General features: G+C 62.7%; 15 protein-coding genes. 14 read left to right on the top strand and 1 reads right to left on the bottom strand.

Features of this window, described 5'->3' with window-relative positions:
- Positions 1 to 103: 103 nt before the first annotated feature.
- Complete coding sequence (locus tag AC1RRC_RS09935; protein WP_493055290.1) at positions 104 to 2,845, bottom strand: TonB-dependent receptor; 2,742 nt, start codon at positions 2,843 to 2,845, stop codon at positions 104 to 106.
- A gap of 383 nt (positions 2,846 to 3,228) precedes the next feature.
- On the opposite strand from AC1RRC_RS09935, the gene AC1RRC_RS09930 reads away from it, so the two are divergent.
- The 14 genes from AC1RRC_RS09930 to AC1RRC_RS09865 all read left to right on the top strand — a co-directional run bounded on the left by AC1RRC_RS09930 (position 3,229) and on the right by AC1RRC_RS09865 (position 24,037).
- Positions 3,229 to 4,167 carry an ABC transporter permease gene (locus tag AC1RRC_RS09930; RefSeq protein WP_493055289.1) on the top strand — a complete coding sequence of 313 codons (939 nt, stop codon included), beginning with the start codon at positions 3,229 to 3,231 and terminating at the stop codon, positions 4,165 to 4,167.
- Between the two features lie 10 nt (positions 4,168 to 4,177).
- Entirely contained in the window at positions 4,178 to 5,188 is a 1,011-nt protein-coding gene (locus AC1RRC_RS09925) for an ABC transporter permease (RefSeq protein ID WP_493055288.1), read from the top strand.
- Between the two features lie 47 nt (positions 5,189 to 5,235).
- Entirely contained in the window at positions 5,236 to 7,020 is a 1,785-nt protein-coding gene (locus AC1RRC_RS09920; protein ID WP_493055514.1) for an ABC transporter ATP-binding protein, read from the top strand.
- A gap of 12 nt (positions 7,021 to 7,032) precedes the next feature.
- A complete protein-coding gene (locus tag AC1RRC_RS09915; protein ID WP_493055287.1) occupies positions 7,033 to 7,986 on the top strand; it encodes a VTT domain-containing protein in 954 nt (317 codons plus the stop codon).
- A 320-nt stretch (positions 7,987 to 8,306) separates the two neighbouring features.
- Positions 8,307 to 9,326 (top strand): glucokinase, encoded by a 1,020-nt coding sequence (locus tag AC1RRC_RS09910; RefSeq protein WP_493055286.1) that lies wholly within the window; start codon positions 8,307 to 8,309, stop codon positions 9,324 to 9,326.
- 201 nt (positions 9,327 to 9,527) lie between these two features.
- Positions 9,528 to 10,319, top strand: a complete 792-nt coding sequence (gene scpB, locus AC1RRC_RS09905; RefSeq protein WP_493055285.1) for an SMC-Scp complex subunit ScpB — start codon at positions 9,528 to 9,530, stop codon at positions 10,317 to 10,319.
- Complete coding sequence (locus tag AC1RRC_RS09900; RefSeq protein WP_493055284.1) at positions 10,306 to 12,411, top strand: pseudouridine synthase; 2,106 nt, start codon at positions 10,306 to 10,308, stop codon at positions 12,409 to 12,411. Before scpB ends, AC1RRC_RS09900 begins: the two co-directional genes overlap by 14 nt.
- Before the next feature lie 325 nt (positions 12,412 to 12,736).
- On the top strand, positions 12,737 to 13,225 hold the full coding sequence (gene rimP / locus AC1RRC_RS09895) for a ribosome maturation factor RimP (RefSeq protein WP_493055283.1): 489 nt from the start codon (positions 12,737 to 12,739) through the stop codon (positions 13,223 to 13,225).
- Positions 13,222 to 14,787, top strand: coding sequence for a transcription termination factor NusA (gene nusA / locus AC1RRC_RS09890; protein WP_493055282.1), 1,566 nt, complete (start codon positions 13,222 to 13,224; stop codon positions 14,785 to 14,787). Before rimP ends, nusA begins: the two co-directional genes overlap by 4 nt.
- Before the next feature lie 46 nt (positions 14,788 to 14,833).
- Positions 14,834 to 17,752: a translation initiation factor IF-2 gene (infB, locus tag AC1RRC_RS09885; RefSeq protein ID WP_493055281.1), complete on the top strand. Its 2,919-nt coding sequence runs from the start codon at positions 14,834 to 14,836 to the stop codon at positions 17,750 to 17,752.
- Between the two features lie 254 nt (positions 17,753 to 18,006).
- Entirely contained in the window at positions 18,007 to 18,417 is a 411-nt protein-coding gene (rbfA, locus tag AC1RRC_RS09880; RefSeq protein ID WP_493055280.1) for a 30S ribosome-binding factor RbfA, read from the top strand.
- The gene (truB, locus tag AC1RRC_RS09875; protein WP_493055279.1) at positions 18,414 to 19,340 is read left to right on the top strand and encodes a tRNA pseudouridine(55) synthase TruB; all 927 of its coding nucleotides are present in this window, start codon (positions 18,414 to 18,416) and stop codon (positions 19,338 to 19,340) included. The genes rbfA and truB overlap by 4 nt, the downstream gene beginning before the upstream one ends.
- Positions 19,341 to 19,556: 216 nt before the next feature.
- Complete coding sequence (gene typA, locus AC1RRC_RS09870) at positions 19,557 to 21,395, top strand: translational GTPase TypA (RefSeq protein ID WP_493055278.1); 1,839 nt, start codon at positions 19,557 to 19,559, stop codon at positions 21,393 to 21,395.
- A gap of 248 nt (positions 21,396 to 21,643) precedes the next feature.
- The gene (locus AC1RRC_RS09865) at positions 21,644 to 24,037 is read left to right on the top strand and encodes a DUF3141 domain-containing protein (RefSeq protein ID WP_493055277.1); all 2,394 of its coding nucleotides are present in this window, start codon (positions 21,644 to 21,646) and stop codon (positions 24,035 to 24,037) included.
- Positions 24,038 to 24,111: the final 74 nt, after the last annotated feature.

Here is a 24,111-nt window from a genome sequence, read left to right as displayed (position 1 = left end):
GAGTTGTGCATCAATGCACGCCTGACCCCACTGGGGGGCGCCGGGGCGAAAAAAAGGCCGGTCTTGCGACCGGCCTGTTTACACTTCCTGTTGTGCTACGTGATCAGAAGCGGTACGTCACGCTGGCCTTGAAGTAGCGGCCGATGGCGCCCGAGGCGTCCATCGGGTTGTAGCTCATGCCGCCGTAGGTCAGCGGGTCGAGCGGGGCGACTTTGTCGAACAGGTTGGAGATCGAACCGGAGATCTGCAGCGACTTGCTGAAGTTGTAGCGGGCCGACAAGTCAAGCGTCGTGAACGAAGCCAGTTTGCAACCGAATGGCGCTGGGGTGCCATCGGCGAAGGTGTTGGCGCAGGACGTATCCGATGCTTCGCCCAGGTTGCTCATCTTCGAACGGTAGTTCAGCGTGCCGGTCACGTTCCAGTCAGCCTTGTCCCACGACGCGGTCATGTTGACCTTGTCTTTCGGCGTACCGGCGCAGTTCGACGTGTCGCAGTTGCCGTGGGTGCCGGCGTACTGGAACGAACGGGTCGAATCCACCCGCAGCCAGGAGTCAATGTGGGTCCAGGTCAGGCCCAGGGTGGCGCGGCCCATGTCGCCCAGCTGGAAGCGCTGTTTGACGTCCACATCCACACCCTTGATTTCCGTGTAGTTGGCGTTGCGGTATGGCGCATTGATCACCAGCAGGGTGCCGGAGTTCGGCGTCACCACGCCGTTCACCACCAGGTTGTTATCCGAACGCAGCGCGCCTGGCAGGGCCGCTGCTTCAGCGAAGGCCACCTGGTTGATCTCGTTGCTACGCTTCAGCTTGAAGGCGTCAATCGCCAGCGAGGTGCCGTTGAACGGATCCCACACAATGCCCAGCGTGTGGCCTTTCGATTTTTCCGGCTGCAGGTTCGGATTGCCCACTTTTACGCCTGCCACGGTAATCGAGCAATCGGCGGTGGTGGCGCCGCCGGCGGCTGGTTTGCCGCCAGGGCAGCGGATCGGGTCGGAGACCGGTGCGGAACCAGCCGATTGCGACAGCGGGCTGTTTTCAGCAGGACCTGGTGCGCGGAAACCTTCCGAGTACGTGCCGCGCAGGGCGAAGGTCTTGGTCGGGGTCCACTTGGCGCCCAGTTTCGGCGTGCTCGAATTGAAGTTCTTGTATTTGTCGTAGCGCAGCGCGGCATTCAGCTCCACGCCCTTCAAGACCGGCGCGGCAATCTCGGCGAAGATCGCGTCGATCTTGGTGTCGCCGAAGGTCGACACGTACGAGGCATTGATGGTGCCGTCTTCGGTGCCGGACAGCGATGGATTGCTGACTTTCTCGTGGCGGTGTTCGACACCCCATGCCAGGCCCATTTTGCCGCCTGGCAGCTCGAACAGTTCACGCGACGCCTTGAAGTCGATGGTGGCCAGCGACGTGGTCGAGTGCGAACGGGCGGTCCAGCGGATCGCGTCGTACAGGCTGGCCGGGTTCTTCGATGCTTGCGCGCCGATGTAGTACGGGAACAGCGAGCTGGCTGGATTGTTCAGCGCCTGCTGCAGGTTCTTCATGTTCAGCATGTTGGTGTACGTCAGGTCCAATGCCGAATCCGAATACGTGATGGCCGTGTCGTAATCCCAGCCGGCCAGATTGCCCTTGGCGCCCAGTACAAAACGCTTGAACTCGTTGTTGGCGTAGCGGGTCGATGCGCCCACATCGAACGCCGAGTAGCGGATACGGGCCGTGGCGCCGAACGGGTTTTGCGGGTGGGCGGCGCCGATCGTCATCAGGGTGCCCCAGCCGGTCACGGTGGTGGGCGACACGACGGTCGGGGTGATCGATGGCGGGGTCAGTGTGAAGTGCGTGTCGCGCTTGGACCAGCCGGCTTCCGCATAGATCTGGTGATCATCGTTGACGTTGAAGGTACCGCGCGAGTACAGGTTGTGGCCCTTGATGGCCGGCTGCATCGAACGGAACTGGTCCTGGCCCCAGACGCAGCCATTGCCAGCCACTTGCACGGACTTGGAGAGCGTTTCGCAGCCCGGCAGGTAGGTGTAGGCCAAGGTCGTCGGATTGCGGATCGCACCGACCGGGTTGGCGCCGGCCACGCCACCGCGGATGTCGCCGGCCAGGAATTGCGAACCGGTCAGCGAGTAGCCGAACGGGCGCAGGTCGGCGTCGCCGATCCAGCCGCGGTCGGCGCGGTCCTTGTTCATCAATTCATTGTTTTTGTAGACTTCCGCGTTCAGCAAGATGTTGTAGCGGTCCGAATCCAGCGAACCGGTGCCCCAGGTCAGCGATGCCTTGCCCTGTTCGTTGTCGGAATATTTCGAGGTGCCGCCGGTGATTTTGGCGATGCCGCCCACCAGGTCTTTACGCAAGATCACGTTGACCACGCCGGCCACGGCGTCCGCGCCATAGGTCGACGAAGCGCCGTCTTTCAGCACTTCGATGCGTTCCACCGCTTCCATCGGAACAGTGGACAAGTCGGTGAAGGTCTTGGTGCCGTCGTCGGCGCGGGCGAATGGCGCCATGCGGCGGCCATTCAACAGCACCAGCGTGGAAGTGGCGCCCAGGCCGCGCAGCGAAATCGCGGTGGAGCCTGCGGCAAAGCCGTTGCCGAAACCGGTCGGCAGCGAACCGGCGCCGTCGGAGGTCAGGGTTTGCAGGTAGTCGGCAACGGTGCTCTTGCCCGATTTTGCCAAGTCTTCGCGGCTGATCACTTGCACTGGCGAAGCGGTTTCCGCCGACGCGCGTTTGATGCTTGAGCCGGTAATTTCGACACGCTGAATCGACGTATCCTGTGCCATGGCCGGTACGGCCAGCATACTTGCCGCTACCGCGCCGCCGGCAAACACCAGGCGCACGGAACGGGACATTACAGTTTCCATCATCATGCTTTAAAACCTCCAACTGGGGTGGGAATCAGAACTCAATGGACTCAATGGACTCGAGCAACCTTGTTGTTTGCTCAATGACTCGCAGTAGGCTCCCGTGCGCAAATGGTGTCAAGGTAAGGACATCCCGTATGCCGCGCCGAAAGCTGGGGGATCGGCGGCGAGAAGTCCGGCATTTGTCTTAAAGTCGCCGCATTTATAAGCTAAATTCGCGAAATGTCCATTTGTGGAGAAATGTAACAATGTGTTGATGGCGTTACTTTTTGGCCACAGCTATGCAGGTTTAAGCACCTCCGCACGGCACGGCTTGCCCCGTGTGGCGGCCTGCAGGCATGATGGCGCCTCAGTGGCGGAAGGGAGCTGGGATGGGGGCTTATATCGTGCGGCGCTTGTGGCAAATGGCGCCGACCATGCTGGGCGTGGTATTGCTGGTATTTATCCTGTTTAACTGGGTGGGCGGCGATCCCGCCTATATCCTGGCCGGCAAGATGGCCGATGCGGACGCCATTGCGAATATCCGCCGCCAGCTGGGCGTGGACCAGCCATATCCCATCCAGCTGGGCATTTTTCTGCGCCAGGTGGTGACCTTTGACTTCGGCAACAGCTGGGCCACGGGGGAAGCCGTGTCGGCGATCATCGCTTCGCGGCTGGGGCCGTCGCTGACAGTGCTGCTGCCGCTGACCATTCTGGAAACCCTGCTGGGCATTGCGCTGGCGCTCGCCGTCGCGCGCGTGCGTGGCAGCCTGACGGACCGCGCCGTCATGCTGGTCTGTACGGCCGCGATGTCGGTCAGCATCCTGGTCTACATCATGGTGTTCCAGTATGGCCTGGCATACCGCCTCGGCCTGTTTCCGGTGCAGGGCTGGGGCGACAGCCTGGGCGGGAATTTACTGCGCTATGCGGCGCTGCCGGTGCTGATCGGTCTCGCGGTGTCGGTGGCGCCGACCCTGCGCCTGTACCGCAGCTTCATGCTGGAAGAAGTGCAGCAGGATTATGTGCGCACGGCGCGCGCCAAGGGCTTGCCGGAGCGGCGCGTGCTGTGGGTGCACGTGCTGCGCAATGCCGCCATCCCGGTCTTGACGCACGTGATGGCGGGGTTGCCGGCACTGTTGATCGGCGCCTTTTTGCTGGAGCGGTTTTTTGGCATCCCCGGTATCGGCCGCGAAGTGATCCTGGCGGTGGAGCGCAGCGATTTCCCCGTCATCAAGGCTGTCACGGTCTGCGTGGCGGCCGCCACCATGGTCTTTAATTTGCTGGCGGACTTGCTGTACCAGGCGCTTGATCCGCGCGTGCGGCTGCAATGAGGACGCCGGCATGAATGCGTTATGGAGCATGGCGTGGCGCCGTTTGTGCGGCGACCGCGTGGCGATGGCGGCGCTGGCCGTCGTCGCGGGCTTTATCGTGCTGGCGGCATTGTCCTGGCTCGGACTGGTGGCGGCGGACTGGGAGGCGGAAGTGGCGGTCAGCTATGCGCCACCGTCGCTGGTGGCCGGGGCGGCCACCACTGCGGCGCTGGCGCCCGCGCACTCCGCCGCCTTGCCATCCAATGACTTCGATCCGCTGGCGGATGAGATTGCGGTACTGCGCGCGGCGCTGCGCGGCGGCGGCACGCTGGCGGACGCGGCAGGCGGCGCACGCAAGGCGTCCCTGCTATTCGGTGCCGATAAATGGGGCCACGACATCGTCAAGAAAACCATCAAGGGCGCGCAGACATCGGTGGTGGTGGGACTGGCGGCGGCCGTGCTGGCCGTGACGCTGGGCACGGTGTGCGGCGCGCTAGCCGGTTATTACGGCGGCTGGCTCGATGACGCCTTCAACTGGTTTTACAGCGTGTTCACCGCCATCCCGGCGATCCTGATGATCCTGGCCGTGGCGGCGGTGCTGCAGCAAAAGGGTGTCGCCACCATCGTGCTGATCCTGGGGCTGACCGGATGGACCGGGCCTTATCGCCTGATGCGCGCGGAATACCTGAAACACAAGGCGCGCGATTACGTGCTGGCGGCGCAGGCGATCGGCGCGTCCGACTGGCGCCGCATGGTGCACCACATATTTCCCAATACCAGCCACGTGGCGCTGGTGCAGCTGGCGATCCTCGCGGTGGGCTTCATCAAGGCCGAAGTGATCCTGTCCTTCCTTGGCTTCGGTGTGCCGGTGGGTGATGTCAGCTGGGGCTCGATGCTCAATGAGGCACAACAGGAACTGTTGCTGGGCAAGTGGTGGCAACTGGCGGCCGCCAGTGGGGGCATGGTGTTGCTGGTGACGGCGTTGTCGTTGCTGACCGACGCCATGCGCGATGCGCTGGATCCGAAGGTGGGGACGCGATGAGCGGGGCGGGATCGGATAAGGCCGCGGCGACTGCGGACGGCATGGCGATGACGGCTGGCGCGACTCCAACTGAATCCGCGCCAGTGGAGCGGCCGTTACTGGAGGTGCGCGATTTGACCGTGGCGTTCCGCGCCGGGCGGGCGGCGCCGGCGCCGGCCGTCAGCGGCGTGTCGCTGGCCGTGCCGCGCAACCGCACGGTGGCGCTGGTGGGGGAGTCCGGCAGCGGCAAGTCGGTGACGGCGCTGGCGGCGATGGGGCTGCTGCCGCCGGAGTCCGTTTTGGTCGATCCGGCCAGCCGCATCCTGTTCGATGGGGTTGACCTGCTGGCGCTGGCGCCGGCCGCGCGGCGCGCGCTGTGCGGCAAGGAGATCGCGATGATTTTCCAGGAGCCGATGTCATCGCTCAATCCCGTGCTGACGGCTGGCTACCAGATCGGCGAAGTGCTGGCGCGGCACTTGGGGCTAAAAGGGCGTGCTGCGCGCGAACGCACCCTGGCGCTGCTGGACGAAGTCGGCATTCCCGAGCCGGAACGCCGCATCGATGCCTATCCGCACCAGCTGTCCGGCGGCCAGCAGCAGCGCGTGATGATTGCAATGGCGATCGCGTGCGCGCCGCGCCTGTTGATTGCCGATGAACCGACCACGGCGCTTGATGTCACCGTGCAAAAACAAATCATGGCATTGATCGCGCGCCTGCAAAAAGCCCACGGCATGGCGGTGCTGTTCATCACGCACGACCTGGCGCTGGTAAGTGAGATTGCCGATGACGTCATCGTCATGCGCAATGGCGTGGTACGCGAAGCGGGACCGGCGCGCGACGTGCTGGCGCAGCCGCGCGACCCCTACACGCGGGCGCTGCTGCAATGCCGGCCGCCGGCCGAAGGACGGCCGTGGCGCCTGCCCGTCCTTGCCGACCTGATGGAGGGCGGGGCGGCTGACATGGCGCGGCCCCAGGGGCCAGGGGAGACCGGCGACGCAGCGCCGGCCGGCGGCCCGCCGCAGCGCCCTGTGCGAGGACAGCATGGCGACGTGGTGCTGGCCGTTGAACGGCTCTGCAAGCACTTCGACGTGCGCGAGGGCTGGTTTGGCAAGCGTGCTTTCCCCGCCGTCCACAACGTGTCGTTTACGCTGGCGCGCGGCGCCACGCTGGGTGTGGTGGGGGAGTCCGGCAGCGGCAAGAGCACGCTGGGCCTGACCTTGCTGCGGCTGCACCAGGCCAGCAGTGGCCGCGTGCTGGTCGATGGGTGCGATGTGCTGGGGCTGTCCGCCAGGGCATTCCAGCCGTACCGCCGGCGCATGCAGATCGTGTTCCAGAATCCGTACGCTTCGCTCAATCCCCGTTTCACGGTCGGCCAGATTTTGCTGGAACCCATGCAATTGCACGGCATTGGCGCCGGCGACGCGGAGCGCACCCGTATGGCGCTTGAACTGCTGGACAAGGTGGGCCTGCCGCGCACGGCGCTGCAGCGCTGGCCGCATGAATTTTCCGGTGGCCAGCGGCAGCGCATCGCCATTGCGCGCTGCCTGGCGCTGCGGCCGGAAATCCTGGTGTGCGATGAATCCGTGTCGGCGCTCGATGTGTCGGTGCAGGCCCAGGTGCTCAATTTGCTGCTGGACTTGCAGCAGGAATACGGATTGTCGTACATCTTTATTTCCCACGACTTGTCCGTGGTGCGCCACATGGCGGACCAGGTGCTGGTGATGCGGCAGGGCGAGGTGATGGAGCAGGGGGATGTTGAAACCCTGTACCGCAACCCGCGGCACCCGTACACGCGGGAATTGCTGGCGGCGGTTCCAGGTGGCGCGTCTGCCGGGCGGCCGGATTTCATATAACATATTGGAATCATGGCGAGCTTACTGACACTGCTACAGGAATATGGCGTACTGATCGTGTTCGCCGTGGTCCTCATCGAACAGATGGGACTGCCGATTCCCGCGTTTCCCCTGTTGATCGTGGCCGGTGCGTTGGCCGCTGGGGGCGAATTGCACTGGGCCGGCGTGTTGGCCGCCGCCTTGCTGGCCTGTTCCATCAGCGACTTTTTCTGGTTCCGCGCCGGCCGCCGGTATGGCAAGCGCATCCTCAAGCTGCTGTGCCGTATTTCCCTGTCGCCTGATTACTGCGTCAGCCAGACCGAGGACAATTTCCGCCGCTGGGGCCCGAAATCGCTGCTGGTCGCCAAATTCATTCCCGGCTTCAACACCATTGCGCCGCCAATGTCCGGCGCGATGGGCACCAGCTATCCGCGCTTCCTCGGCTTTTCCGTGCCGGGCGGCTTGCTGTGGAGCGGCAGCGGCATCGCCATTGGCGCGTATTTCAGCGCCAGTATCGACCAGGTGCTCGATACCTTGTCGACCATGGGCAGCACGGCGCTGGGCGTGCTGGGCGCCTTGCTGGCGCTGTTTGTGCTGTACAAATATGTCGAACGCAAGCGCTTCCAGCAAGCCGTGCAAATGGAGCGCATCACGGTCGACGAATTGAAGCAATTGCTGCTTGACGGCCATGAGCCCGTCCTGGTCGACGCCCGCAGCGCCACCGCGCAATCGCTGGAGCCGGCCGTGCCGGGCGCCTTGCTGGTCAATGGCGACTTGTCCAGCGTGCTGCAGGCGCTGCCGAAAGACCGCCACATCATCGTGTATTGCAGCTGCCCCAACGACGTCACGGCGGCGCATGTAGCCAAGCAAATGTTTGCCCAGGGTTATGCTTATGCGCGGCCCCTGCATGGCGGCCTCGATGCGTGGAACACCGCGTTTGCCCACGAATTGCGCCGCCCCCGCACCGCCACCGCTTTTCCCCACTGATTGCCGCTGATCACGTAGGGCGGTTTCCGCAGGAAGCCGCCATGCCCGCACGAAGGTACTGACCGTGCTGGCGGCAGCGCACGCATGGCGGCTTTGCTCCGCAAATCCGCCCTACGCAATCCCGTCCCTGATCGATGCAAAACATCCGTAGTCGTCTATACCAATCACCCCTAAAATCGGTAGTCATACTACGTGTTGATTATTGCAAAACGTAACTTTTTTCACAGTTAGGCTTTAAAATTGTACTAAAACTACAAAGAATGCTTGCGTGCGAAGTAAGAAAACCTTAAGCTTGGCCTTCACCTTTTTTCAGCACGATCATGACTTCCGAGCCTACCTCCTCCTTGCATGTTCCATTCCCGGGCGGCCCACGCCTGCTGGCGGATGTCGGCGGTACGAATGCGCGCTTCGCGCTGGAAACGGCATCCGGTGAGATTGGCCATATCCACGTGCTGGCCTGCGCCGCCCATGCGACCCTGGCCGATGCGCTGCGCGCCTATCTGGCCTTGCCCGATGTGGTGGCGGTGGCGGGCAGCGGGATCCGGCATGGCGCGATTGCCATTGCCAATCCCATCAATGGCGACCTGGTGCGCATGACCAATCACCACTGGCAATTCTCGATCGCCGCACTGCGCACCGAATGCGGTTTTGACGTGCTGGAAGTGGTCAATGACTTCACCGCGCTGGCCAGTTCGCTGCCCTTCCTGTCGGACGCGCAAAAGCGCCAGGTCGGCGGCGGAGAAGCGCAGGCGGGGGCGCCGATCGGCCTGATCGGTGCGGGCACCGGCCTCGGCGTGTCCGGCCTGATTCCCGGCAAGGATGGGCGCTGGGCCGCGCTGCTCAGCGAAGGCGGCCATGTCAGCTTTTCGCCGGTGACTCCCCAGGAAGTGGCGGTTCTCGAGCATGCGTGGACCGAGTTCGAGCACGTGTCGGCCGAGCGCTTCATGTCCGGCGTCGGTATTGAACTGATTTACCGCGGCTTGTGCAAATATCGCGGCGTGCAGCCGGAAACCATCGCGGTGCCGGAAATCGTCGGCCGCGCGCTGGCGGACGAGTGCGCGCTGTGCGCCGAAACCGTGGAAACCTTTTGCCGCATGCTGGGCACCGTGGCCGGCAATCTCGGTGTGACCCTGGGCGCGCTGGGTGGTATCTATATAGGGGGCGGGATCGTGCCGCGCCTCGGCGCGCGCTTCGACGGTTCCGGTTTTCGCGCCCGTTTCGAGCAAAAAGGACGTTTTTCCGCTTACCTGGCGCGAATCCCCACTTATGTGATTACCGCCGAGTATCCCGCCTTCGTCGGCGTCTCCGCCATTCTGGCGGAAAAACTTGCCACAAAGTAAATTCATCACGGGAGTGTCGCCCGTGAGCCGTTTTATCAGGTACAATTGTGACTGTTGGATGAAACGGCTTCACCAGACACGCAGAATCAGTCGCGGTAATATCTGCCGGTTTTCGCCCGAAAACAAACATCTCCACTTGTAGTGCTCCTGCCCAGCGCGCTTCGGCCCGGGCTTTCTTCATTGCATTTGCTGCAACCAAATATGGAAATAGCTGAGGCGAAGCAAGTCCTCGAAACCGCTTTGCTATGCGCGCAAGAGCCATTGTCTGTGCATAGCCTGAAAAAGCTCTTTGTCGCATTGGACGATCAGGAGCGGCCGCAGGATGACGGTATCAGCTCGGAGCAAATCAAGGGCATGCTGGCGGAGTTGCAGCAGGAGTGGACGGGCCGGGGTGTAACGCTGGTGAGCCTGTCGAGCGGGTGGCGGTTCCAGAGCCGCCCGGAAATGAAGCAGTACCTGGATCGTCTGAATCCGGAAAAACCGCCGAAATACACGCGCGCCACCCTGGAAACACTGGCGATCATCGCGTACCGGCAACCCGTCACCCGGGGCGACATTGAAGAAATTCGTGGCGTGACCGTGAATTCGCAGACGATCAAGATGCTGGAAGACCGTGGCTGGATCGATGTGATCGGCCATCGCGATGTGGTGGGGCGCCCGGCGTTGCTGGGCACGACGAAGCAGTTTCTCGACGACCTGGGATTGAACACACTGTCCCAGCTGCCGCCGTTGCAGCAAATTAGTGAACCGCAGGGTGGCCCGCCGGATATGGCGGCGCTGGAAGCAGCCCTGCAACAGAATTTTGAGAAGGCGGCGCAGGCCGCTTCACATGCTGGTACTGGCAGTGCAATGGCTGATACAACGGTGGCGACACCGGCAGGCCAGGACGACAGCCAGGTTGTTCGCCTCGATGAGGCGCCGGCTCGCGCCGCAATGCTGGAAGCACCGGTTGACGCTGAGCCCAACCAAGAAATGAATAATGAACAACACTGATACCCAAGAGACTGTCGCCGGCACTCCCGCCGCCGACGTGGCCGCCAAACCGAAGCGCCGCACCAAAGCTCAAATCGAAGCTGATAACGCTGCCGCGCTGGCGGCGGGCGAGCAGCCTAAACCTAAACGCAAGAGCAAGGCGGCAAGCGCTGAAGCTGGCGAAGCCGCCGCACCGGTTGCCGATGCGGCAAGCGACGCCGCGCCGGCGAAAAAGCCGCGCGCCCGGGCAGTGAAGAAAACCGCCGAAGCGGAAGCGCCTGCCGTCGTGCAGGAAGCCGCCGCCCCGGCTGCGGAAGCCGCGCCGAAAGCGCCGCGCACCCGCAAAGTCAAGCCGGCCGCCGAGGCGGCCGATGTTGTCGCCGCCGCGGCGCCAGTGCCGGCGTCAGCGCCAGTCCAGTCGGCAGTGCCGGCGCCAGCCGTGGCTGCTGATGCGGCTGCCGAAGGCAAACCGGCCCACGATGGCCAGCGCCGCCCGCGCGGTCCGCGCCAGATGCGCGAACAGCGCGCCGGCCGCGATGCCCTGCATCCGAAACCGATCGCCGTGGCCGCCGCCGCGGTGGCCGAAGGCGTCACCAGCCTGCCGCCGGAAGGCGAGGCGGTGGAGGGGCAGGAGCGTCCGCAGGGTCAGCGCAACAACAAGCGCGGCAAAGGTAAAGGCAAGGGCGCCAATGTCAGCAACGCCGGCAAGCCGCAAGGCACGCCGGGCGCGTTCGGCAACAAGATGAAGCGCAAGGCGAATGACGCCGATGCCGTGTTCTCGTACGTGACCTCGGATGCCTTCGACAGCGACGAGGCGGGCAAAGGCCGCCAGCAACCCAAGGCCGTGCGCCGCGACCTGACGGCCGACGACGATGCGCCGAAGCTGCACAAGGTGCTGGCGGAAGCGGGCTTGGGTTCGCGCCGCGACATGGAAGAACTGATCATTGCCGGCCGCGTGTCGGTCAATGGCGAGCCGGCCCACATCGGCCAGCGCATCCTGCCGACCGACGCGGTGCGCATCAACGGCAAACTGATCCAGCGTAAAGTCAGCAAGCGCCCGCCGCGCGTGCTGGTGTACCACAAGCCGGCCGGCGAAATCGTCAGCCACGACGACCCGGATGGCCGTCCATCGGTATTTGACCGCCTGCCGACCATGAAGGCCGGCAAATGGCTGGCCATCGGCCGCCTGGACTTCAATACCGAAGGCTTGCTGCTGTTTACCACGTCCGGTGATCTGGCCAACCGCCTGATGCACCCGCGTTATGGCATCGACCGTGAATACGCGGTGCGGACGCTGGGCACGCTGGAAGAAGGCATGCGCCAGAAATTGCTGGCCGGTGTCGAGCTGGAAGATGGCGTGGCGCAATTCTCGAAAATCGCCGATGGCGGCGGCGAGGGCATCAACAAGTGGTATCGCGTGGTGATCGGCGAAGGCCGTAACCGCGAAGTGCGCCGCATGTTTGAAGCGATCGGCCTGACCGTGTCGCGCCTGATCCGTACCCGTTACGGCGCCATGACCCTGCCAAGCGACTTGAAGCGCGGCCGCTGGGAAGAGCTGGAAGAAAACCAGGTGCGCGACTTGATGGCCGTGTATGGCGTCGAGAAAAAGCAGGGCGGCGGCGAAGGCCAGCAAAAACGGCCGGGCGGCCAGGCTGCCGGTCAGCCGGGCCTGCCGGCGCAAGCGGGTCAGCCACAGGGCCGTGGCCAGGGTCAGGGGCAGCGCCGTGAGCGCGACCGTGACCGTGAGCGCGAGCCAAACGGCAACCGCATGGACGTCAGCAACAAGAACGCCGATCCATTCCCGCAGCAGCCACGCGGCCAGCGTCGCGGTGGTGGCCAGCAGGGTGCTTACCTCGGCGCCGGCGGCGGCTTGCCGGAGTTTGGCCGTCCAAGCGGTCGTCCGCAGGGCGGTGGCCAGGGTGGCGGTCAAGGTGGTCAAGGCGGCCAGGGCGGCCAGGGGCAAGGTAAGGGCAAGGGCAACCGCCCACGCCAGCCGGATCCACTGCAAACCACGTTCGGCTTTGCCGGCGCCGGTGCGGGTGGGCAGCGGCGTGGCGGCCAGCCGCGCGGCGGCGCCATGGATCATGGCATGCCGCGCCGCCGTAAAGGCTGAGCTACTCAGCTGAGGCAATAAAGGCCGGGTTGGTACGGGCGCTAAGCCCGTGCAACAGCCCGTATTTCGCGCCTTTATGACCGTATTTGATGTGTTGTAAGCCTCGCCATTCCGCGATGCGGCATTGCAGCGAAATCAAGTTGCGGTTATAATGGCCATCCAATGGAAAAGTTATTCGCAGGACGTGCACTTGCTGCGCGGTTGCTGAGGCTGCTTTCATCTGGGTTGGAAATACAAAAGATGGGCAATTGCCCATTTTTTTTTTGGTGAACGTTTTTAGCGGTCCAGCGCACAGTCGAATTGGGCCGCGATCTGGAGAATTTCTTTGCAACTGCCGGAGTTAATTGAAACGACCGTCACGGGTCTGGGCTATGAGCTGGTTGATTTCGAACGGGCCGAGCGTGGATTGCTGCGCGTGTATATCGATTTCACCGCCGAAGACGCAGCTGAAAAAGGTCCGATCACCGTGGAAGATTGCGCGAAGGTCAGCCATCAGCTGAGCCACGTGCTGACCGTGGAAAACGTCAACTATGAACGGCTTGAAATTTCCTCGCCAGGCCTGGACCGGCCATTGCGCAAACTGTCCGACTTCGTCCGTTTCGCAGGCTGCGAAGCGATCATCAAGTTGAAGATTGCAATGCCGGGCACTTCCAACCGGAAGTCGTACCAGGGCATTTTGCATGAGCCGAATGGCGACGCGCTGGCGTTGGAATTTGAAGGTAAAGAAGGGCCGGCGTTATTGGAATTTACGCTGGCCGATATGGACAAGGCACGCTTGGTGCCACAGGTGGATTTTAGGAGTCGCAAAGCATGAGTCGCGAAGTTTTGTTATTGGTTGACGCGCTTGCGCGTGAAAAGAACGTCGATAAAGACGTGGTCTTTGGCGCGCTGGAGTTCGCGCTGGCGCAAGCCACGAAGAAGCGCTACGAGGGCGAAGTCGATATCCGCGTCTCGATCGATCGCGATAGTGGCGAATTCGAATCCTTCCGCCGCTGGCACGTGGTGCCGGACGAAGCCGGCCTGCAGCTGCCTGACCAGGAAGTGCTGCTGTTCGAAGCCAAAGAACAAATCCCCGACATCGAAGTCGACGAATACATCGAAGAGCCGATCGAATCCGTGGAATTCGGCCGCCGCTTCGCGCAAGACACCAAGCAAGTGGTGTTGCAGCGCGTGCGTGACGCCGAGCGCGAACAGATTCTGGCCGACTTCCTCGAGCGCGGCGACGCGCTGGTGACCGGCACCATCAAGCGCATGGAGCGCGGTGACGCCATCGTTGAATCGGGCAAGATCGAAGCGCGCCTGCCGCGCGACCAGATGATCCCGAAGGAAAACCTGCGTATCGGCGACCGTGTGCGCGCTTTCATCCTGCGTGTGGACCGCAATATGCGTGGCCCGCAGGTGATCCTGTCGCGCACCGCGCCGGACTTCATCATGAAGCTGTTCGAACTGGAAGTGCCGGAAATCGAACAGGGCATGCTGGAAATTAAATCGGCGGCACGCGACGCCGGCGTCCGCGCCAAGATCGCGGTATTCACCAGCGACAAGCGGATCGACCCGATCGGTACCTGCGTCGGCATGCGCGGTTCGCGCGTGCAGGCCGTGACCGGTGAACTGGGCGGCGAGCGCGTGGACATCGTGCTGTGGTCCGAAGATCCGGCCCAATTCGTGATTGGCGCCCTGGCGCCGGCGAATGTTTCGTCGATCATGGTTGACGAAGAAAAGCACGCGATGGACGTGGTGGTCGACGAGGAAAACCTGGCCATCGCGATCGGCCGTTCCGGCCAGAACGTGCGCCTCGCTTCCGAGCTGACCGGCTGGAAAATTAACATCATGACGGCCGAGGAATCGGCCGACAAAGCTGCCCAGGAAACCGCCGCGACCCGCGCGCTGTTCATGGAAAAGCTGGATGTCGACCAGGAAGTGGCCGATATCCTGGTGGACGAAGGCTTTGCCAGCCTGGAAGAAATCGCCTACGTGCCGATTTCCGAAATGCTGGAAATCGAAGCGTTCGACGAAGACACCGTCAACGAACTGCGTACCCGCGCCCGCGACGCGCTGGTAACGGAAGCCATTGCTTCGGAAGAAGGCCTGGAAGGCATGGACGAAGCACTGGTTGGACTGGAAGGCATGGACCGCATCACTGCGGGCAAAATGGGCCTGGCCGGTATCAAGACGGTTGAAGCATTTGCCGCACTGGCGTACGACGAATTTGGCGCCATCCTGGCCCTGTCGTCCGACCGTGCCCGTGCATTGATAGCCAATGAATTTGAAGATGTGACCGACGACGAGATGAAGTTGGTTGACTCGAAGTACGACGACCGCGCCAAAGGCTTGCAAGCCAAGGCATGGGCGTTGGCCGAATCCGTAAAGGCTTAATTTGAGTATCTTTATCATCTCCGCGACACATAGAAAAGAGGACTGAATGGCGAGTAACAACGTAGCCCAATTTGCCACCGAACTGAAGATGCCTGCAGATTTGCTGCTGACGCAGCTGCGTTCTGCTGGCGTCGAAAAAAGTTCGACGTCAGATCCATTGTCGAAAGATGATAAGGACAAGTTGCTGGAACACCTGCGCCGTACCCACGGCGCAGCGGCTGACACGGAAAAGAAGAAGATCACGCTGACCCGCAAGGAAACCACCGAGATCAAGCAAGCCGATTCTTCCGGCAAATCCCGCACCATCCAGGTTGCGGTGAAAAAAGTGCGCACCTTCGTGCAGCGCGATGACCCGGCGCCAGCGCCGGCGCCTACCGCCGCACCGGTCGTGATCGATGCTGCCGAACAGGCGCGCCGCGAAGAAGACATCCGCCGCCAGGCCGAGCTGATGGCGCGCCAGGAAGCGGAGTTGAAAGAAAAGCAAGAACGCCTGGCCAAGCTGGAGTCGGAAAAAGCTGCGCAAGCGCAAGCCGCCGCCGAAGCCGAAGCCAAGCGCGCTGCCGACGAGCAGGCCCGCAAGAACGCGGAAGCCAAGGCCGCCGCGGACAAGCAGGCTTCCGCCGCTGCCGCGAAGCCGGCTGAAAAGCAGGCTGACGCTGCCGCCGACGCCAAGAAAGCCGCAGCCGACGCTGCCGCCGAAGCCAAGAAAGTTGCTGCCGAAGCGGAAACCAAGAAAGCCAATGAACAGGCTGCCAAGGAAGCTGCCGAACGTGCTGCCGCCACCGAGCGCGCACGCCAGGCCGTGGCCGACGAAGTGGCCCAGATCAAGGCCATGATGAGCCAGCCGCGCCGTGTGATTAAAGCACCGGAGCCGACCCCGGCGCCAGTGGCGGCCAAGCCGAAGCTGGCCGAAGGCACCTTGCACAAGCCTGCCGACAAAAAACCGGCAGCGCCAGGCACGGCGGCGCCGGCAGCGGGCGACAAGGACAAAAAAGGCGACAAGAAATCCATCAAGTCGGCCAATGTGTCGTCGACCTGGCAGGATGACGCCAAGAAGCGCGGTGCACCGAGTGGCCAGAAAGGCCGTGGCGGCGCCAACGCCAATGCCGGCGGCCGTGATGGCTGGCGCAGCGGTGGCCGTGGCGGCCGTCGTGGCAACTCGCACTCGGATGATCGTGAATCGAACTTCCAGGCGCCGACCGAAGCCATCATCAAAGAAGTGCACGTGCCGGAAACCGTCACGGTGGCCGAGCTGGCGCACAAGATGTCCGTCAAGGCATCGGAAGTCATTAAACAGCTGATGAAGCTGGGCCAGATGTGCACCATCAACCAGGTGCTGGACCAGGAAACCGCGATGATCGTGGTGGAAGAGATGGGCCACAAAGCCTTCCCTGCCGCTGTCGATGATCCGGAAGCGATCCTGGCCGACCAGGGTGAGCACGCTCACTTCGAATCGACCCCGCGTGCACCGGTGGTGACCGTCATGGGTCACGTCGACCACGGTAAAACGTCGCTGCTGGACTACATCCGCCGCGCCAAAGTGGCATCGGGTGAAGCGGGCGGCATTACGCAGCACATCGGCGCTTACCACGTTGAAACGCCGCGCGGCATCATTACCTTCCTGGATACCCCGGGCCACGAAGCGTTCACGGCAATGCGTGCACGCGGTGCGAAAGCCACCGACATCGTGATTCTGGTGGTGGCCGCGGACGACGGCGTGATGCCGCAGACCAAGGAAGCAATTGCGCACGCCAAAGCAGCCGGCGTACCGCTGGTGGTGGCGATCAACAAGATCGATAAACCGGGTGGCAACCTGGAGCGCGTGACGCAGGAACTGATCGCCGAAGGCGTGGTGCCTGAAGAATATGGTGGCGATTCGCCATTCGTGCCAGTGTCGGCAAAAACCGGCCAGGGTATCGATTCGCTGCTGGAAAACGTCTTGCTGCAAGCTGAAGTGCTGGAACTGAAAGCACCGGTCGAAGCGCCTGCGCGCGGCCTGGTGGTGGAAGCCCGCCTGGACAAAGGCCGTGGTCCTGTGGCCACCATCCTGGTGCAGTCCGGTACCCTGAAGCGCGGCGACGTCGTGCTGGCGGGTTCGTCGTATGGCCGTGTTCGCGCCATGCTGGACGAAAACGGCAAGGCGATCTCGGAAGCTGGTCCATCGATCCCGGTTGAAATCCAGGGTCTGACCGAAGTGCCGGCCGCCGGTGAAGAAGTCATGGTGATGGCGGACGAGCGTAAGGCACGTGAAATCGGCCTGTTCCGTCAAGGTAAGTTCCGCGACGTGAAGCTGGCAAAACAGCAAGCGGCGAAACTGGAAAACATGTTCGACCAGATGGCCGAAGGCGAAGTGAAGAACCTGCCGCTGATCGTCAAGACCGACGTGCAGGGTTCGCAGGAAGCACTGGTCAGCTCGTTGCAGAAACTGTCGACCTCCGAAGTGCGCGTACAAGTGGTTCACGCGGCCGTCGGCGGCATCACGGAATCGGACGTCAACCTGGCTACCGCTTCGAAGGCCGTCATCATTGGCTTCAACGCCCGTGCCGATGCACAGGCGCGCAAAGTTGCCGAGACCAACGGCGTGGACATCCGCTACTACAACATCATCTACGACGCGATCGAAGAGGTGAAAGCAGCACTGTCCGGCATGCTGGCGCCAGAGAAACGCGAAACCGTCACCGGCCAGGTGGAAGTGCGCCAGGTTATCCTGGTGTCGAAAGTTGGCGCGATTGCCGGCTGCCTGGTCACCGATGGTGTGGTCAAGCGTGTTTCGTCGGTCCGCCTGCTGCGCAACAACATCGTGGTGTGGACTGGCGAAATCGACTCGCTCAAGCGCTTCAAGGACGATGCGAAAGAAGTCCGCGCCGGTCTGGAATGCGGTCTGTCGCTGAAGAACTACAACGACATCCAGGTTGGCGACACCCTGGAAGTGTTCGAAGTGCAGGAAATCGCCCGTACGCTGTAATAGCGGAAGGCAGCAGTACTGGCGGGTGCTTCCGCCTCGCGCAATGCGCGGGGCCGGGGCACCCGTTTTTTTGTTGGCGTATGCTCCGTAGGGCGGCTTTTACAAAGCCGCCTGCATGCATCAACGCGGCGCGTGCATGGCGGCTTCCGCTATGCGGCAAGTCACTCCGGTAGGAGTGACGTTCGTACTGAATGCCAAGGCGGGTTGGCGGGCCCCGCCCGCTAAACCGCCCTACAATATTTAGGTAACACATCATGGCTAAACATAGCAAAAACATTCCACAGCGCGGCGTGCGCGTGGCGGACCAGATCCAGAAGGATTTGTCCGAACTGATCGCCTTCGAACTGAAAGATCCGCGCGTGGGCATGATCACGCTGTCGGAAGTCCAGCTGACGCCGGACTACGCGCATGCGAAGATTTTCTTCACGACCCTGAAGGACGACAAGGACGCCATCAAGAACACGCTGGCCGGCCTGTCCGCCGCCGCCGGCTACCTGCGCAACCAGCTGGGCAAGCGCTTGCACATTCACACCTTGCCGCAACTGCATTTCGTGCACGACACCTCGACCATGCGCGGCATGGAAATGTCGGCGCTGATCGACAAGGCCAACGCGACCCGCGCCGCCGACTACGAAGGCGATGACGAAGGCGAAGGCAAGGAATGAAGCAGGCGAAGGTAAAGCGCGTCCGCGACATCGTCGACGGCGTGCTGCTGCTGGACAAGCCGGTGGGTTTGTCCAGCAATGATGCGCTGATCAAGGCCAAGCGCGTGCTCAATGCGAAGAAGGCGGGCCACACCGGCACGCTGGATCCGTTCGCGACGGGCTTGCTGCCGCTGTGCTTTGGCGAAGCCACCAAGTTTTCGCAGGATCTGCTGGAATCCGACAAGACTTACCTGACCACCGTGCACCTGGGCCAGCGCACCGATACCGGCGATACTGAAGGGCTGGTCATCGAGACGCGTGACGTCGATGTGACGGTGGCGCAAATCGAAGCCGTGCTGGCGCAATTCCGTGGTCCGATCAAGCAGGTGCCGCCGATGTATTCGGCCCTCAAGCGCGACGGCAAACCGCTGTATGAATATGCGCGCGAAGGCATCACCCTGGAGCGTGAAGCGCGCGACGTGACGATTCATCAACTGGAATTCGTGTCGTATGAAGCGCCGTTCCTGAAGCTGTCGGTCACGTGCAGCAAAGGTACGTATATCCGCGTGCTGGGCGAAGACATCGGCGCTGCGCTGGGCTGTGGCGCGCACTTGAATGCGCTGCGCCGTATCCAGGTCGGCGACCTGGTGATGCGGGACGTCGTGACCCTCGAGCAGTTGGCGGCGCATCCCGAACCGTTGTCGCTGCTGGCGCCGGTCGATGCACTGCTGTCGTCGTTCCCGCCGGTGCAGTTGACGGCGGAACTGGCCAAGCGCTTCCTGCAAGGGCAGCGTTTGCCGCTGGGGAAAGAGCCGGAAGCGGTGGTGCCGGCCGAGTATATCGGCCGCGTGCGCGTGTACCACGAGACCAAATTGCTGGGTACCGCGCAACTGCAAAAGTTCGCGATCCTGGCGCCGGAACGCCTGATCGCCACCGCTGGTTGACGGTTATCCGTGCCGCCTTGCCTGCGTCAACGTGGCGCAGGCATGGCGGCTTCCGCCGCGAACAACCGCGACAACAGGGTAAAATCCCGCATTCCGGCGTTTTCACCGCCAATCTTGTTCCCAACGTTCAGAATGTCGCCCACCCTGTGCTATACTAGTGGGTTCCAGTCTCGCACATCCTGTGCGCACCGCAGTTTCTCTGTACTTACAACGACTATGTCTAATACTAAACGCGCTATCCGCAATATCGCCATCATCGCCCACGTTGACCACGGCAAGACCACCCTGGTCGACCAGCTGCTGCGTCAGTCCGGCACCTTCCGTGAAAACCAGCAAGTCGACACCCGCGTGATGGACTCGAATGACCTCGAGAAAGAGCGCGGCATTACGATTCTGTCGAAGAACTGCGCAGTGGAATACGAAGGCACCCACATCAACATCGTTGACACCCCGGGCCACGCCGACTTCGGTGGCGAAGTGGAGCGCGTGCTGTCGATGGTTGACTCGGTGCTGCTGCTGATCGATGCCCAGGAAGGCCCGATGCCACAGACCCGTTTCGTGACCCGCAAGGCACTGGCCCTGGGCCTGAAGCCGATCGTGGTGGTCAACAAGATCGACCGTCCGGGCGCGCGCGCCGACTGGGCGATCAACCAGACCTTCGAACTGTTCGACAAGCTGGGCGCCAACGATGAGCAGCTGGACTTCCCGATCGTGTACGCATCGGGCCTGAACGGCTACGCCGGCCTGGACGAATCCGTGCGCGATGGCGACATGAAGCCGCTGTTCGACGCCATCCTGCAACACGTTCCAGTCCGTGACGACAATCCGGATGGTCCGCTGCAGATGCAAGTGACGTCGCTGGACTACTCGTCCTACGTCGGTAAAATCGGTATCGGCCGCGTGTCGCGTGGCCGCGTCAAGGCTGGCCAGGACGTGGTGTTCATGAACGGCCCTGATTCGACCCCGCAAAAAGGCCGCATCAACCAGGTGCTGAACTTCAAGGGCCTGGAGCGCGTACTGGTGGACGAAGCCGTTGCCGGCGACATTATCCTGATCAACGGTATCGAAGAAATCGGCATCGGTTCGACCGTTTGCGCGCCGGAAGCACCGGAAGCGCTGCCAATGCTGACCGTCGACGAGCCGACCCTGACCATGAATTTCATGGTCAACAACTCGCCACTGGCCGGCCGCGAAGGCAAGTTCGTGACCTCGCGCCAGCTGCGCGACCGCCTGGACAAAGAACTGAAAGCCAACGTCGCGCTGCGCGTTGCGCCGACCGACGACGACACCATCTTTGAAGTGTCGGGCCGCGGTGAACTGCACCTGACCATCCTGATCGAAAACATGCGCCGCGAAGGTTTCGAGCTGGCCGTGTCGCGTCCACGCGTTGTGTTCAAGATGGTCGATGGCGTGCGCCACGAGCCGTACGAGCAACTGAGCGTTGACGTGGAAGAAGTCAACCAGGGTGGCGTGATGGAAGAACTGGGCCGCCGCCGTGGCGACCTGCAAAACATGGAATCGGACGGCAAAGGCCGTGTGCGTCTGGAATACCGTATTCCTGCGCGTGGCCTGATCGGCTTCCAGGGTGAATTCATGACCCTGACCCGTGGTACCGGCCTGATGAGCCACGTGTTCGACGCCTACGCGCCAGTCGACAACACCAAGGGTGGCGAACTGGGCAGCCGTCGCAACGGCGTGCTGATTTCGCAGGACGACGGCGCCGCCGTTGCCTACGCCATCTGGAAACTGCAAGATCGCGGCCGCATGTTCGTGGTCCACAACGATCCAGTGTACGAAGGCATGATCATCGGTATCCACTCGCGCGACAACGACCTGGTGGTTAACCCGATCAAGGGCAAGCAGCTGACCAACGTGCGTTCGTCGGGTACCGACGAAGCCGTGCGCCTGGTGCCGCCAATCCAGATGTCGCTGGAATACGCAGTCGAATTCATCGACGACGACGAACTGGTGGAAATCACCCCGAAATCGATCCGCCTGCGCAAGCGCTTCCTGAAAGAACACGAGCGCAAGAAAGCCCAGCGCGAAGGCGCGTAATGAACCCTCAGGCCATTACCGTATGAAATGGTGATGGCCTGAAATCCGTAGGGCGGCTTGGCGCGTCGGCGCCAAGCCGCCATGCATGCGCCGCCTGGCTGCACGCATGGCGGCTCGCCAGCGAACCGCCCTACGCATTCAAAGCCCACCACCTTGAAAAAGGTGGTGGGCTTTTTTCATGCCCTTGCGCCCATGCGCCGGATAATTGTGGTCTACTTAGCGGGCACCCCCACTACCGGAGATTCGCAATGAGCAACCCGGCGTTTGGCTTGTTTGGACAGGCCGTGGAATACTGGACCGATGCCTGGCAGCGGTCCATTTTGATGATGGACGTGCTGTACCAGCGCGGCAATGAGCGCAATGCGCGTGAACACGAAACCGCGCCCCACGTCCTCACCTTTGAATTTGATACCCTGATCGATGGCCGTACTCTCGAGCGGCCCTGCAATTACAGCCTGATGCGCATCGTACCGCCGCCCGGCGTGGTGATCGATGACACCAAGCGTCCCTTCATCGTGTTCGATCCGCGCGCCGGCCATGGTCCCGGTATCGCCGGCATGAAACAGGACAGTGAAATCGGCGTCGTGCTGAAGGCCGGCAATCCCTGTTACTTCGTCGGCTTCCTGCCCGACCCGGAGCCGGGCCAGACCATCGAAGACGTGTGCCGCGCCGAAGCGCGTTTTATCGAGCACGTGGCATCGCTGCATCCCCAAGCCGAAGGCAAGCCGGCGCTGATCGCCAATTGCCAGGCCGGCTGGCAAATCATGATGACCGCCGCGCTGCGTCCCGGCATCACCGGGCCGCTGATGCTGGCCGGCGCGCCGCTGTCGTACTGGGCTGGCGTGCGCGGCAAGAATCCGCTGCGCTACCTGGGCGGCTTGTATGGCGGTACCTGGCTGACCTCGCTGGCAGGCGACCTGGGCAATGGGCATTTCGATGGCGCGCACCTGGTGTCGAATTTCGAAAGCATGAACCCGGCCAATACCTACTGGAAGAAGGCGTACAACGTATATGCCAATGTCGATACCGAAGCGGAGCGCTTCCTGGAATTCGAGCGCTGGTGGGGCAACCCGGTGCTGCTCAATGCCCACGAAATGCAATTCATTGCCGACAACCTGTTCGTCGGCAACCGCCTGTCGAACGGCACCATCCACGACAGCGAAGGCCGCCGCATCGACTTGCGCAACATCAGCGCCCCGATCATCGTGTTTTGCTCGTGGGGCGACGACATCACGCCGCCGCAGCAGGCGCTGGGCTGGCTGTTGGATTTATATGAAGACGACGCCGCGCTGGTGGCGGCGGGACAGACCGTGATCTATTCGACGCACCAGTCGATCGGGCACCTTGGCATCTTCGTGTCGGCCTCGGTGGCCAACAAGGAGCATGAGGAATTCACGCGTTCGATGGATTTGATCGACGTGCTGCCGCCCGGCTTGTATGAAGCCGTGTTCGTGGAAAAGAGCGACGACATGGCCAATCCCGACCTGGCCGATGGCCGCTACGTGATGCGCTTCGAACGGCGCGACGTGCGGTCGCTGGCGGCGATGGGCGGTAATGACGATGAAGATGAACGCCGCTTCGCCACCGTGGCGCGGCTGTCGGAAGTCACGCAGGGCTTGTACCGCACCTATGCCAGCCCGGTGGTCAAGTCGATGGCCAGCGAACCGGTGGCGGAATGGCTGCGTTTCATGCATCCGTACCGGCTGCGCTATGAAACCTTCTCCGACAAAAATCCGTTCATGAACGGGATTCCCGCGCTGGCGGAAAAAGTACGGGCGGAGCGCCAGCCAGTCTCGGACGACAATCCCTTCGTGAAAATGCAGGAACAAGTATCGGACGGCATCGTCGCGATACTGGACCAGTACCAGCATGCGCGCGACCACTGGGTGGAAAACTTCTTCCTGAATGTGTATGGCCAGCCGTTGCTGCAAACCCTGGTGGGCTTGCGCGCCGATTCCGGCAGCGTGCGCCGCCGCATCGGCCGCGATATCGCCCGTGAATCCGTGGTGGCCGCGCGCCGCACGGAACTGGCCAAGCAAATGGCGGCCGGCGGCGAGCCGGACGGCGTGGTGCGATCACTGCTGTATGTGGCGCGCAGCCCGGAAATGCGGTCCGCCGACGAGCGCGCCTTTGCCGCGCTGCGTGAAGTCCGTCAGCTGATTCCCGCCAGCCGCCGTGTATCGCTGGCCCGTTTCAAGGAAATCGTCCACGAGCAAAACATGATCTTGCAGCTCGACGAAGCGCGCGCGATGGCGGAAATGCCGCACCTGATGCCGGCCGATCCGGAAGGGCGCCAGCGCGTGTGGAACAGCATCCAGTCCATCATGACGGCAGCGGGCGAACTGAAGGGAGAAGCGGCGCGCCGGCTGGCGTATGTCGGTGAATTGCTGAACAGCCCGGCGCCGGACCGCGCCATCGCGCCGCCAACCGCGCCCGACGCGGCGCTGCCGCACGTGACCCTGGAGCTGAAGGCCGAACCGCTGGGAGCCATCCCGACCTCGGCCGCCGGCGTCAGCGCGATCGACGAGCCGGCCGGCCCGGGCCAGCCGCCCGTGTTCGTGCCGCCGCAGGCGGCGTCCAGGGCGTCCGCGAAGGCGGACGGCAAGGGTCATGGGAAAGGCCGTGGCAAGTCACCGAAATAACTGACGCCAACCCCGTGGGGTGGTTTTCGCCGGAGGCGAAAGCCACCATGCATGCGCTGTCACCAGCGCCGGTC

The sequence above is a fragment of the Pseudoduganella sp. GW821-FHT12E03 genome (assembly GCF_058807115.1).
This window is presented reverse-complemented; position numbering and strand designations above follow the sequence as displayed.